Source organism: Brevundimonas sp. CURTG3B2_SDJG, from assembly GCF_057364705.1.
The window spans coordinates 1-12,520 of the sequence record NZ_JBNFOJ010000061.1; the positions used below are offsets into that span (position 1 = coordinate 1).

The following is a 12,520-nucleotide window of genomic DNA, read 5'->3' on the forward strand; positions in this document are numbered from 1 at the left end:
CTCTCAGCCGCGCGGCCGCGCCGTCCGCTCGCCTCCGGTCCCGCCCGGCGACGACCACGCCGAAGCCGTGGCGCAGCAGGCCTTCGCACAGACGCGAACCGAACACTCCGCCGGCGCCGATCACCAGCACCTTGGTCATGCCAGAAAGCGCTCCCGGTCCTCCGGCGCGGGGACCATGCAGGTCTCCGTCCGGCCGAAGATGGCGTACCGGTTCCTGGCGATCAGGTCGTAGAGCGGGTCGCGCAGCCCCCGTGGAGCGACCTTCAGCGCGGCGAGGGGCGCCGTCTCCGTCAGCGCTCCGAGGACGGTCAAGGCGGCGTCCGACTTGAAGAAGATGCGCCCCTTCCAGACGACGGCGTTCGTCTGGGGCGCGTCCGGGTCTATGCCGTGCCTCAGCGCCAGAGCGCGGCCCCGGTCGGACTGGATGGGCAGGAAGCGGAAACGGCCCTCGCGGTCCAGCCGGATCACGAACCGCACCCAGCGCGAGCAGAAGACGCACACCCCGTCGAACAGGATCAGGCCGTCGGGTTCATCCGGACAGGCTTGCGGCGACCAACGGCTCATGCGGGGAGAGTGCGGCGGCCGGCCAGGCGCCACAAGGCGACAAACCGCGCACTCCTCCCCTTCAGGGGAGAGGGACCGTCCGAAGCCCGCAGGGTGAAGGAGGGTGGAGGGGCGCCGGCCCGCGCTCGCTGTGACACCCCTCCACCATGCTTCGCATGGTCCCCCTCCCCGCTGGGGAAGGAACTCAGATCACGCCGCCGCCACCGCCTCGATCTCGACCAGCCAGGCCTCGTCGAAGATGCCCGTGACGATCACCGTCAGCGCGGTCTGGCGCCCGGCCAGCCGGCGGATGCGGACCTCGCGGTTCTCCAGCGCATAGGCCCGGTCCGACAGGAAGGTCGTGACCTTCACCAGGTTGTCCAGCGTCATCCCGGCCGCCCGCAACTGGGTCTCGACATTGTCCCAGACCTGCTCGCACTGGCCCTTGAAGTCCGGGGCCAGGGAGCCGTCGGGCGCGACCGGAATCTGGCCGGACAGATAGAGCCAGCGGGTCGCCCCGCTGACCTCGGCGGCCTGGGCGTAGGCCCCCTCGGCCGGCGGTGAGCCGTCGCCGGTCAGGGGGAGGATCGAGACGCTCACCGGCGCGCGGCGTCCGAGCGGGCGCGCACCTGGGCGAACTCCGACGTCGGCTTCCAGCCCGGCCAGTCCTCGCTGTTGGCCAGGTCCAGACCCAGGCGATACAGCAGCGTCAGGTTCTCGACCGCCGAGGTCAGGTCCCAGTCCGCCGACCATTCATCCGACGGCTTGTGGTAGTGGGCCGCGAACCTGGCCCGCCAGGCCGCCTCGCCGGCCTCCCGCCCGCCATCGACCCAGTCCCAGCCATGCCATGGCATGATCGCCGGCACGCCCATGCGGGCGAACGGGAAGTGGTCCGAGCGATAGTAGAAGCCCTGCTCGGGCATGCCGTCGTCCGAGACGTAGCGGCCCAACGGCTGGGCCAGGGCCTGCAGCCGGTCCTCCAGATCGTTCTGGCCCTTGCCAAAGATGGGGATGTCGCGCGTCGGACCCGACAGCGGCAGCATGTCGATGTTGATGTCGGCGACGGTCGTCTCCAGCGGATAGACGGGGTCGGCCGCGTAGCCGTAGGCGCCCATCAGCCCCATCTCCTCGGCCGCCATGTGGGCGAACACGATGGAGCGCTTGGGCCGGGGCGCCCGGCTGATCTGACGCGCCATCTCGACGACGGCGGCGGTGCCGGAAGCATTGTCCCAGGCGCCGTTCCAGATGCTGTCGCCCTCTACGCCCGGGTGCTGGGCCGCGCCGCCGACGTGGTCCCAGTGCGCCGAATAGATGATGGTCTCGTCCGGTCGCTCCGCGCCCGGAATGCGGGCCAGCAGGTTGTGGGTGACAAGGGTGTCGACGGTCTCCGAGGCGTCCACGGACAGGGTCACGCCGGTTAGTTCGAACGCCCGGAACCCGTTTCGCGACAGGGCCGTGAAGTCATCCACCGAACGCCCCGCCGCCGCCGCCCAGGCCACGGCCACCTCGTGGTTGATCCCGCCCGAGAACTCCAGGTCGCGCGCGCCGCGTCATGGTGCGCCTGCGCCCCGCGCCCCGGAGCACGCCCTGCCAGGCCGCCGAGGCGGCGGGCTGAGGGACCAGGGTGATGATCCCCACCGCCCCACGGCGGAAGGCTTCGTCCGCCTTGTAGGCGCCGGACTCGTAGTTGGTGTCGTACGCGCCGTTGAACAGCTCGCCGTCCGGCTCGCCGCCGAGCACGACCACGACCTTGCCGCGCACGTCGATGTCGCCATAGTCGTCCCAGTTCCGCTCGGGCGCCGTGATGCCGTAGCCGGCGAACACCACCCGGGCGCCGCCGATCGAGGCGCGGCCGTCGTTGGTTCCGGCCCGCAGGGTCATGTCGGTCCCCACCGCCAGAGGATGCACGGCGCCGTCCGGCCCGGTCCAGCTGGCGGTCGCGCCCGCCACCGGGGTGAAGCGCTTGAGCTCCACGGGTTGCAGCCACTGGCCGTTCGGGCCGCCGGGCTGCAGGCCCATGGCCTCGTACTGCGCCTGCAGCCAGGCCAGCGTCATGCGCTCGCCTTCGGTGCCGGGATAGCGGCCCTGATACTCGTCGGCGCTGATGGTCCGGACGTCGGCGCTGATCCGCTCGGCGGAGAAATCCTGGGCGCCGGCGGCCCCGGCGGCCAGAAGGACGGCGGCCAGGGCCACGCCGCCCGTCAGTGTGCGAAACATGAAAAGAGGCTCCATCCCCCAACAGATGGCGCGCACTCTAGGGCGGCCCCCGAGAGGACCGCCCATTAAGTTTTCGTCATGTGCGCCGGTCGGCTACTGGCGGCGCGAGGCGCTGGCCGCGCGGGCCGGACCGAACTCGGACCCGGGCTTCCATTCGGGCCAGTCGCGGCTGTTCGCCAACCTGGAGCCGATGTCGTAGATCAGCTGCAGGTCCTCCACCTGCCCGCGCAGATCCCAGTCGGCCGACCATTCGTCGTCGGCCTGGTGGTAGCGCCGGCTGCCGTATTCCGAGCGCGCCGCGTCCCTGGCCGCGATGGGCTCGTCGCGGAAGTCGCCGCCCCCGTCGACATAGGCCATCGGCACGCCGCGCTTGGCCAGCGGGAAGTGGTCCGAGCGGAAATAGCTGCCGGACGCCGGATTGCCGTCCGGCCGGGCGGTGCGGCCCTGAGCCGTCGCCTCGGCCGTCACCAGGTCGTCCAGGTTGGACTGCCGAAGCCGATGATGTCCACGTCCTTGACTCGGCCGTAGACGTTCATGGCGTCGATGTTGAAGCCGGCGACCGTCGTCTCCAGCGGATAGATCGGGTTGGCGGCGTAGAACTCCGAGCCCAGCAGCCCGCTCTCCTCGGCGGTGAAGCTGATCATGACGATCGAGCGTTCGGGCCGCGGGCCGGCGCCGAACACCCGGGCCAGCTCCAGCAGGCCGGCGGTGCCCGTCGCATTGTCGACCGCGCCGTTGAAGATGGCGTCGCCGTTGGCGTCGGGCTCGCCCACGCCGATGTGGTCCCAGTGACCGGTGTACAGGATGGTCTCGTCCGGATGGCTCGCGCCCGGCAGGCGGGCGATGACGTTGCGGGTCGTGACCTCGGTGGTGGCGACGTCGAACATGCCGCTGAACGTCGCCCCGGTCAGCTCGACCGGGCGGAAGTCGCGACGTCGCGCGGCGGCCTTTAGCGCCTCGAAGTCCAGGCCCGCGCGGCGGAACAGGTCGACGGCGACGTCGCGCTGGATCCAGGCCTCCATCGCCGTGCGCTCGGCCGAGGGATTGGCCCGCACGATGTCGAACTGCGGCCCCGACCAGCTGTTCTGGACCGTGGCCCAGCCATACGAGGCCGGGGCGGTCTCGTGCACGATGATGACGCCCGCCGCGCCCTGCCGCGCCGCCTCCTCGTACTTGTAGGTCCAGCGGCCGTAGTAGGTCATGGCTCGGCCGTTGAAGGTGTCCAGCGCCGGCTCCTCGAAGTCGGCGTCGTTGACCAGCACCACGACGATCTTGCCGCGGACGTCGACGTCCTTGAAGTCGTCCCACTGGCGCTCGGGCGCGTCGATGCCGTAGCCGACGAAGACCAGCGGCTTGTTCATCAGGTGGACGTGCTGGCCCGGCAGGCGCGTGGTGATCACGATCTGCTGGCCCTGGTTCAGGGGAATGGCGTCGTCCCCGACCTTGATCTGGGCCTGGATGTTGGAGGCCGTGAAGCGCCGCAGGGCCACGTCCTGAGTCCAGCCGCCGTTCGTCCCGCCCGGCTGGAAGCCGGCTGCGGCGTATTGTTCGCTCAGGTAGCGGACCACCATGTCCTCGGCCGGCGTCGCGATCCCGCGCCCCTGATAGCTGTCGTCGGCCAGCACCCGCACGTGCTCGGACAGGCGGGCGGCGTCGAACGCGGCGGGCGCGCCCTGCTGGGCGGTTGCGGGGGCGGCGGCGGCCAGGGCCGCGATCAGGGCGACGACGGAAACGGATAGACGCATGGACGGTGACACCCCGGACCTGTGAAACGAGGCCGGGACGTTAGGGCGCCGCGTCCGGGGCTGTCGATGCGGCCCGGGCGGCGACCGGCGGCGGCGGCGCCTCTGGCGTAACCCGATGGAATCGCCTTCGAGACGCGAAAAGGCCCGCCGGATCGGTCCGGCGGGCCTCGTCGTTTCCGGGGTGCGCGAGGCTTAGTGCGCCACGCCCTTCCAGATCTTGCGGTAGGACAGGTAGGTCACGCCCGCGAACAGGAACAGGAAGATCAGCACGCCCACGCCGGCCTGCTTGCGCGCGACCTGCTTGGGATCCGAGGCCCAGGCGATGTAGGCGGCCACGTCCTTGGCCATCTGGTCGACCGAGGCGACGGTGCCGTCGTCATAGGTCACCTGGCCGGCGCGCAGCGGGTTCGGCATGGCGATGAAGCCGCCCGCCGGCACGTGCTCGGGATCGCCCGACCAGAACGGGGCCAGGTCGCCGGCCATGTACATGTTGTAGTTCTGGCCCGAACGGATCTGCAGGCCCGCCGGCGGCGTGCGGTAGCCGGTCAGCAGCGAGTAGATGTAGTTGGCGCCGCCGTGGCGAGCCTTGGCCATCACCGACAGGTCCGGCGGAGCCGCGCCGCCGTTCGCCGCGGCCGCGGCCGTCGCGTTCGGATACGGGTTCGGGAAGCGGTCGGCGGGGGTGCCGTCGCGCATCACCGGCTCGCCGGTCTCGGTGTCGATGTCGGCGATCTGCGCTTCCTTGGCGATCGCCTTGACGAAGCGGTTCTCGGCCGGGCTGGCCTGGTGCTCGTCGTAGAAGGGCCCGCCGGGCTCGGCCAGCGTGCGGAAGTGCATCAGGTTCATCGAGTGGCAGCTCGAGCAGACCTCGCGATAGACCTTGTAGCCGCGCTGCAGCTGGCCCTGGTGGAAGGCGCCGAACGGACCGTCGAACGAGAAGCCGCCGTCGCGCAGCGCGTGGCCTTCGCCGGACGCCAGGGCGGGGCCCGCGGCCAGGGTCAGGCCGGCCGCGGCGGCGATCAGGACCAGGGTCTTCTTCATGGAGAACTTCGAAGTCTTGAGGGTCATGGTCGCGCTCAGCCCTTCTTCTCGGCCGAGGCCGGAGCCGCCGCGGTCATCGCGTCGCCGCCCGACAGGACGGGCTCCGAGATGGTCGCCGGGATCGGCAGCGGCTTCTCCTTCAGACCCAGGATCGGCATGATCACCAGGAAGAAGGCGAAGTAGTAGGCGGTCAGCAGACGGGTCAGCCACAGGTAGCTGTTCAGGTCGCCATCGCCCAGGACGAAGGTCTTGAAGTCGCCGATGACCGGCGCGTCCGGCAGCTGGGCGCCGCACCAGCCCAGGCCCATCCCCACCAGCACGAAGATGATGAAGAAGGTCCGCATGGTCGGGCGGTAGCGCATCGAACGCACCTTGGAGGTGTCCAGCCAGGGCAGGACGAACAGCACGCCGATCGCCGCGAACATGGCCACCACGCCGCCGAACTTGTCGGGGATGGCGCGCAGGATCGCGTAGAAGGGCAGCATGTACCACTCGGGCACGATGTGCGCCGGCGTCTGCAGCGGGTTGGCCGGGATGTAGTTGTCGGCGTGGCCCAGGGCGTTCGGCATGAAGAAGACGAACAGGGCGAACAGGATCAGGAACAGGATGATCGCGAAGCCGTCCTTCACCGTGAAGTACGGGTGGAACGGCACCGTGTCCTTGGCCATGCGGTCCTTGGGGATCAGGATGCCGACCGGATTGTTCTGGCCCGCGTGGTGCAGGGCCCACAGGTGCAGCACCACGCAGCCGGCGATGACGAACGGCAGCAGGTAGTGCAGCGAGAAGAAGCGGTTCAGGGTGGCGTTGTCGATCGCCGGGCCGCCGCGCAGCCAGATCAGGATCGGCTCGCCGACCACCGGGATCGCCCCGATCAGATTGGTGATCACCTCGGCGCCCCAGTAGGACATCTGGCCCCACGGCAGGACGTAGCCCAGGAAGGCGGTGGCGATCATCAGGAAGAAGATCAGACAGCCCACGATCCAGATCATCTCGCGCGGCGCCTTGTACGAGCCGTAGTACAGCCCGCGCAGCATGTGCAGATAGACCGCGATGAAGAACATCGAGGCCCCGTTGGCGTGGGTGTAGCGGATCAGGTCGCCGCCGTTGACGTCGCGCATGATGCGCTCGACCGAGGCGAAGGCCAACTCGGTGTTGGGCACGTAGTGCATGGCCAGCACGATGCCGGTGGCGATCTGCGTCACCAGGCACAGGGCCAGGATGCCGCCGAAGGTCCACCAGTAGTTGAGGTTCTTCGGGGTGGGCAGCGACATGTAGTCGGCGCCGAAGCGGACGATCGGCAGGCGGCTGTCCAGCCACTTCTCGATGCCGGTCTTGGGGACGTAGGTGGATTCGTGATCGCTCATGGGTCTCTCGTCCGTCCTCAGCCGATCTTGATGCGCGTGTCGGACAGGTAGTCGTAGGTCGGCACCACCAGGTTCAGCGGCGCCGGCCCCTTACGGATGCGGCCCGAGGTGTCGTAGTGCGAGCCGTGGCAGGGGCAGAACCAGCCGCCGAAATCGCCGGCGCCGAAGGTCGGGACGCAGCCCAGGTGGGTGCAGTTGCCAAGCACGACCAGGTACTGCTGGTGCCCGGCCTTGACGCGGTCGGCGTCGGCTTGGGGATCCTTCAGCTGCGACAGCGGGGTCGAGACGGCTTCCTGGATCTCGCGCGGGGTGCGGTAGCGCACGAACACCGGCTTGCCCTGCCACTTGATCACGACCTGCTGGCCTTCCTGGACCTTGGTCATGTCGAATTCGATCGACGCCAGGGCCAGGGTGTCGGCCGCCGGGTTCATCTGGTTGATCAGCGGCCAGGCGACCATCGCGCCCGCGCCCACGGCCGCCGCGCCGGCGGCGATATGGATGAAGTCCCGGCGGGTGGCGTCGCCGCCTTCGCCTTCAACGACCGATTCGGCCACGTCTCACTCCTCGTACGCCGCAGTCCGCGCCCGGTGGGAGCACGGCTGATCGCGGCATGGATGCATTAGCGGAAACCCGTTGATCCCGCCCCGGCCCGCTTTGCGGCTCATCGCCGCAAGTTGCTGTCGCTTCTTGCGAAACAGTCGCAATTCAGGCCGCGACAAGCCCCCGGGCCGCGCGTATGAGGGCCTTAGAATGCGTCTCGCCCTTTTTCAACCGGCCATTCCGCAGAACGTCGGCGCTTGCATCCGGCTGAGCGCCTGCTTCGGCGTGGAACTGCACGTCATCGAACCGACCGGCTTCCGCTTCGACGACCGGGCGATGAAGCGCGCCGCCCTGGACTACGGCCCCCTGGGTCACATGACGCGGCACGCGGATTGGGCCGCCTTCCAGCGCGACCGGGGTCCGGGCCGGCTGGTCCTGTTCACGACCAGGGGCGCGACGCCGCTCCAGGATTTCCGCTTCCAGGCCGACGACGTCCTGCTGTTCGGCTCCGAGCCGACCGGCGCCCCGGATTTCGTGCATCAGGCCGCGGACGCGCGGGTGGTGATCCCGCTGAAGCCAGGCGCGCGGTCGCTGAACCTGTCGGTCAGCGCGGGGATCGCGGTGTGGGAGGGGGTGAGACAAGTCGCCGGGATCGAGCCCTGATTCTTGTCATCCCGGACGGCGCGCAGCGACGATCCGGGACGCGAGGCCTCTTGATGTCTCCCTCCCGGACGCCGCCTCGGCGGCGATCCGGGAGACAGGACCGTTAGAGCAATTCGGCCACCCGCCTCCCCGGACAATCGCGCCGCGATTTCCGGGAGCTTCGAGGGGGGCTGGCGCACCCGCCCCGGATCGCCGCCTTCGCGGCGTCCGGGATGACAAGGCGTTCGATCGGTTGGGCCTACTCCGGCGCCCCCTCGCTCTCCAGCGCCGCCAGACTGGGCCGCTCGGCCGCCTTCGCCGCCGCCACCGCCTCGACGGCCCGCATCACCCTGAGCGCGTTCTCCCCGGCCAGCTTGCGGATGTCCGCCTCGGTCCAGCCGTTCGCCATCAGGGCGGCCAGGATGCGCGGATAGGCGTCCACCCCCTCGACCCCGTCCGGCAGGGCGTCGACCCCGTCGAAATCGCCGCCCAGGCCGACATGGTCGATCCCGGCCACGTCGCGGACGTGCTGGATGTGGGCGACCACGTCGGCGACGTTCGCGCGCGGGATCGCATGCGCGTCCGTCCAGGCCGCCAGCCCGCGTCGGACGGCTTCGGGGTCGCCGGGGTTCAGCGACTTCAGCCGCGCCTCCTCGGCCGCGCGGGCGGCGTTCCAGACGCGCACCGCCTCGTCGATGAAGCCCGGCACGAAGGTGACCATCACCACGCCCCCGTCCTCGGGCATCATCCGCAGCACGCTGTCGGGCACGTTGCGGGCATGGCCCGTCACCGCCCGGGCCGAGGAGTGCGAGAAGATCACCGGCGCCTCGCTGACCCGCATCGCGTCCAGCATGGTCTCTTCCGAGACGTGGCTCAGGTCGACCATCATCCCCAGCCGGTTCATCTCCTTGACCACCTGCTCGCCGAAGGGCGACAGGCCGCCCCACTTCGGCGCGTCGGTGGCGCTGTCGGCCCAGGTGGTGGTCTTGGAGTGGGTCAGCGTCATGTAGCGCACGCCGGCCTGGTGGAACTCGCGCAGCAGGCCCAGGGAATCGTCGATCGAATAGCCGCCCTCGATGCCGATCAGGCTGGCGATCCGCCCGGCGCGATGGATGCGCACGACGTCGTCGGCGGTCGTCGCCAGCTCGAACACCTCGGGATAGGCCGCCACGATCCGGCGCACCACGTCGATCTGCTCGAACGTGGCCTTGGCCGCCTCGACCGGCTCCAGGCTGGCCGGCACGTAGACCGACCAGAACTGGCCGCCCACGCCGCCGGCCCGCAGGCGCGGGATGTCGGTATGCAACTCGGTCGCCTCGTCCAGGTTGATGGTCAGGTCCACCATGTGGGGGTCGCTGCGATAGGCCTGGCGCAGCGCCCACGGCAGGTCGTTGTGGCCGTCGATCAGCGGCGTCCGCTCCAGGATCCGCCGCGCCCGGGCCTCGCCCTCCGCGTCCTGGGCCAGCACGGGCCCGGCCGCCAGCAGCGCGGCGACGGTCGACAGAAGAACGGTGCGGATCATGGCGGCCTCCCAACAGCGAAGGCGGGATAGTGGCGGAGGACGGCGTCTGGTCAATGGCGCCCGCTCACCTCTCCATCGCCCTTCAAGGCGATGGGGAGGACAGACGGCGAAGCCGTCAGGAGGGGGCGACGCCGGCGGTGGTCATTCACACTCCGATCCCATCCGCTGGCGTCGCCCTCACCTGGTCGTCGCTTCCGCTCCGACCGGTCCTCTCCATTCGCTTGAAGACGAATGGAGAGGTGAACGCGACTCACGGCCGCCTTCTCCCGCGAAACGAGACGGGATAGGACCCCACGATGACCGACGCCGCCGATCCCCTCGCCGACAAGAAGGCCGCCGCCCGGACCTGGTTCGAGACCCTGCGCGACCGCATCCACGCCGGCTTCGAGGCGCTGGAGGACCAGGCGCCGACCGATCTCTTCCCCGGCGCGCCCGGCCGCTTCGTCCGCACCCCCTGGAACCGCCAGGAGGGCGGCGGGGGCGTCATGGGCATGATGCACGGCCGGCTGTTCGAGAAGGTCGGCGTGCATGTCTCGACCGTCCACGGGACCTTCCCCGCCGACTACGCCCGGACCGTGCCCGGCGCGGCGGAGGACCCGCGCTTCTTCGCCACCGGGATCAGCCTGATCTGTCATCCGGTCAGCCCGCGCGTGCCGGCCGTGCACATGAACACCCGCTTCATCGCCACCACGAAAAGCTGGTTCGGCGGCGGCGCGGACCTGACGCCGGTGCTGGACGCCGACCGCCGCGACGATCACCCCGACACCCTCGCCTTCCATGCCGCCCTGAAGGCCGCGTGCGACGCCCACGACCCGGCCTGGCACGGAAAGTTCAAGGCCTGGTGCGATGAGTATTTCTTCCTGCCCCACCGCAATGAGCCGCGCGGCACGGGCGGCATCTTCTACGACCACCACGACTCGGGCGACTGGGAGCGCGACTTCGCCTTCACCCGCGACGTCGGCGAGGCCTTCCTTGATATCTACTCCCGCATCGTCGCCGGTCGGATGCACGAGCCCTGGACACCCGAGGAGCGCGAGGAGCAGCTGGTCCGCCGCGGGCGCTACGTCGAGTTCAACCTGCTCTACGACCGCGGCACCATGTTCGGGCTGAAGACCGGCGGCAACGTCGAGTCGATCCTCAGCTCGATGCCGCCCGTGGTGAAGTGGCCCTGAGGCGTGCGTAGAGTCATCCGGCTTCGAAGCGTCACGGTTTCCAAACCCTTTGTTTTCCGTCATGGCCGGGCTTGTCCCGGCCATCCATAGCCGGGAACAGCGCCTAGGGTTCTTGAGCCAAGCCCGTGTTCATGGATTCCCGACACAAGGCCGGGAATGACGGGCCTTGAACATCCGATTGAACCTGATCACCCCGGCCTAGGCGGCCCGCTCCTGCGCGTCGTCGCCGTCCAGCGCGGCGCTGATCGCCGCGAAAAGCGCCGCCAGGGTGATCGGCTTGGTCAGGTGGCCGTCGGCGCCGGCCAGCACCCCGGCCTCGACATGCTCGGCCATCGCATTGGCCGTCAGCATCAAGACCGGCGTGCGCCTCAACCCGGCCTTGGCCTCCAGCGCCCGGATCTCGCGCGTCGCCGTCAGACCGTCCATGACCGGCATCTGCATGTCCATCAGCACCAGGTCGAAGCCGCCGCCGGCGAAGGCCTCGACCGCCTGACGGCCGTCGTCGACGGCGACCAGCTCCATCGCCGTGGCCGACAGCATGATCTCCACGACCTTGCGGTTGGCCGGGTGGTCGTCGGCCAGCAGGATCCGCAACGGTGCGGCGGCGATGTCCGAGACGCGGCCCGTGGCCGGCGCGGGCGCCGCCTCGCCCTCGGCGGGGCGGCAGGGGGATGTCGAACCAGAAGCTGGCCCCCCGCCCCGGCTCGCCGTCGCAGTCCAGCGTTCCGCCCATCAGGTCGACCAGGGCCGTCGAGATGGCCAGCCCCAGGCCGGTGCCGCCGAACCTCCGGGTGATCGACCCGTCGGCCTGCTGGAAGCGCTGGAAGATCCGCGCCTTCTGCGCCTCGTCGAAGCCGACCCCGGTGTCGCTGACCCGGAAGCCGACCCGGTCGTCGTCCAGGACCGAGACCGTCAGGCGGACCGTCCCCTCGTTCGTGAATTTCAGGGCGTTGCTGACCAGGTTGGTCAGGACCTGCCGCAGTCGGACGGCGTCGCCCTCGAACAGGCCCGTCAGCGCGGGGTCGTAGTCCACCTCCAGCGCCACGCCCTTGTCTTCCGCCTTGACCCGCCACAGGGCGGCGACGTCCGAGACGGCCTGATGCAGGTCGAAGGCCACCGGCTCGATGGCGACCTGTCCGGACTCGATCCGGGCGCTGTCCAGGATGTCGGACAACAGCCGTTCCAGCGTGGCGCTGGACGAGCGGATCAGCTCGACCATCTCGTGCTCGTCGGGGTCCAGATCCCGGCGGGCCAAGGTGTCGGCCATGGACACCACGCCGTTCAGCGGGGTGCGGATCTCGTGGCTCATGTTGGCCAGGAACTCGCTCTTGGCCCGGTTGGCCTCCTCGGCCCGGCGCTGTGCGCTGCGCAGCCGGCCCGCCTGCCGCCATTGCCAGGCCAGGGTCCCCACCGCCGACAACAGGAAGACCACGCCGATGGCGATGATCAGCTGCTGCAGCCGCGTGTTGAACCGCGCCGTCTCCAGCTGGCTGCGGCGCTCGGCCAGCTGCTGTTGCATGTCGCCCGTCACCTGGTGGATGCCGCTGCTGAAGGTCAGGGCGGCGGCGGTCTCGCTTTCGCGCATGTGCGAGCGCAGCATCCGATAGGCCTCGGTCGGACGCCCCTCGGCGAACAGGACCTCCGCCTCGACCCGGGCGTTGGCGACCTGCAGGCCGGACTCCGCCTCCACGCCGGCGCAGGACCTCCAGATCGCGGCGGGCGCCGGCCGCGTCG

At 70.0% G+C, this 12,520-nt stretch carries 13 protein-coding genes and 1 pseudogene; 2 read left to right on the plus strand and 12 right to left on the minus strand.

The window, feature by feature from the left end:
* Positions 1 to 135: 135 nt before the first annotated feature.
* The 9 genes from AC2W7C_RS06035 to petA form a co-directional block, all read right to left on the minus strand.
* Positions 136 to 564, minus strand: coding sequence for a thiol-disulfide oxidoreductase DCC family protein (locus AC2W7C_RS06035; protein WP_486000632.1), 429 nt, complete (start codon positions 562 to 564; stop codon positions 136 to 138).
* A 189-nt stretch (positions 565 to 753) separates the two neighbouring features.
* A complete protein-coding gene (locus AC2W7C_RS06040) occupies positions 754 to 1,143 on the minus strand; it encodes a RidA family protein (RefSeq protein WP_486000633.1) in 390 nt (129 codons plus the stop codon).
* On the minus strand, positions 1,140 to 2,042 hold the full coding sequence (locus AC2W7C_RS06045; protein WP_486000634.1) for a M28 family peptidase: 903 nt from the start codon (positions 2,040 to 2,042) through the stop codon (positions 1,140 to 1,142). Before AC2W7C_RS06045 ends, AC2W7C_RS06040 begins: the two co-directional genes overlap by 4 nt.
* The gene (locus AC2W7C_RS06050; protein ID WP_486000635.1) at positions 2,005 to 2,760 is read right to left on the minus strand and encodes a protease-associated domain-containing protein; all 756 of its coding nucleotides are present in this window, start codon (positions 2,758 to 2,760) and stop codon (positions 2,005 to 2,007) included. Before AC2W7C_RS06050 ends, AC2W7C_RS06045 begins: the two co-directional genes overlap by 38 nt.
* Before the next feature lie 93 nt (positions 2,761 to 2,853).
* Positions 2,854 to 3,228, minus strand: coding sequence for a M28 family peptidase (locus AC2W7C_RS06055; RefSeq protein WP_486000636.1), 375 nt, complete (start codon positions 3,226 to 3,228; stop codon positions 2,854 to 2,856).
* Complete coding sequence (locus tag AC2W7C_RS06060) at positions 3,225 to 4,505, minus strand: M28 family metallopeptidase (protein ID WP_486000637.1); 1,281 nt, start codon at positions 4,503 to 4,505, stop codon at positions 3,225 to 3,227. Before AC2W7C_RS06060 ends, AC2W7C_RS06055 begins: the two co-directional genes overlap by 4 nt.
* Positions 4,506 to 4,697: 192 nt before the next feature.
* The gene (locus tag AC2W7C_RS06065) at positions 4,698 to 5,573 is read right to left on the minus strand and encodes a cytochrome c1 (protein ID WP_486000638.1); all 876 of its coding nucleotides are present in this window, start codon (positions 5,571 to 5,573) and stop codon (positions 4,698 to 4,700) included.
* An 8-nt stretch (positions 5,574 to 5,581) separates the two neighbouring features.
* A complete protein-coding gene (locus AC2W7C_RS06070; RefSeq protein WP_486000639.1) occupies positions 5,582 to 6,910 on the minus strand; it encodes a cytochrome b in 1,329 nt (442 codons plus the stop codon).
* A gap of 17 nt (positions 6,911 to 6,927) precedes the next feature.
* Entirely contained in the window at positions 6,928 to 7,464 is a 537-nt protein-coding gene (petA, locus tag AC2W7C_RS06075) for a ubiquinol-cytochrome c reductase iron-sulfur subunit (RefSeq protein WP_486000640.1), read from the minus strand.
* Between the two features lie 196 nt (positions 7,465 to 7,660).
* Between petA and AC2W7C_RS06080 the strand changes: the two genes are divergently transcribed.
* Positions 7,661 to 8,113 (plus strand): tRNA (cytidine(34)-2'-O)-methyltransferase, encoded by a 453-nt coding sequence (locus tag AC2W7C_RS06080; protein ID WP_486000641.1) that lies wholly within the window; start codon positions 7,661 to 7,663, stop codon positions 8,111 to 8,113.
* Between the two features lie 238 nt (positions 8,114 to 8,351).
* On the opposite strand, the gene AC2W7C_RS06085 is transcribed toward AC2W7C_RS06080, so the two are convergent.
* Positions 8,352 to 9,614 carry a dipeptidase gene (locus tag AC2W7C_RS06085; RefSeq protein WP_486000642.1) on the minus strand — a complete coding sequence of 421 codons (1,263 nt, stop codon included), beginning with the start codon at positions 9,612 to 9,614 and terminating at the stop codon, positions 8,352 to 8,354.
* Positions 9,615 to 9,910: 296 nt separating this feature from the next.
* Here AC2W7C_RS06085 and hemF point away from each other — a divergent pair, with 296 nt between their 5' ends.
* On the plus strand, positions 9,911 to 10,786 hold the full coding sequence (gene hemF / locus AC2W7C_RS06090; protein ID WP_486000643.1) for an oxygen-dependent coproporphyrinogen oxidase: 876 nt from the start codon (positions 9,911 to 9,913) through the stop codon (positions 10,784 to 10,786).
* Between the two features lie 198 nt (positions 10,787 to 10,984).
* On the opposite strand, the gene AC2W7C_RS06095 is transcribed toward hemF, so the two are convergent.
* Both AC2W7C_RS06095 and AC2W7C_RS06100 read right to left on the minus strand, forming a co-directional pair.
* On the minus strand, positions 10,985 to 11,326 hold the full coding sequence (locus tag AC2W7C_RS06095; RefSeq protein WP_486000644.1) for a response regulator: 342 nt from the start codon (positions 11,324 to 11,326) through the stop codon (positions 10,985 to 10,987).
* Positions 11,327 to 11,507: 181 nt separating this feature from the next.
* Positions 11,508 to 12,386: pseudogene (locus AC2W7C_RS06100) on the minus strand (sensor histidine kinase); the annotation flags it as partial.
* Positions 12,387 to 12,520 lie beyond the last annotated feature (134 nt).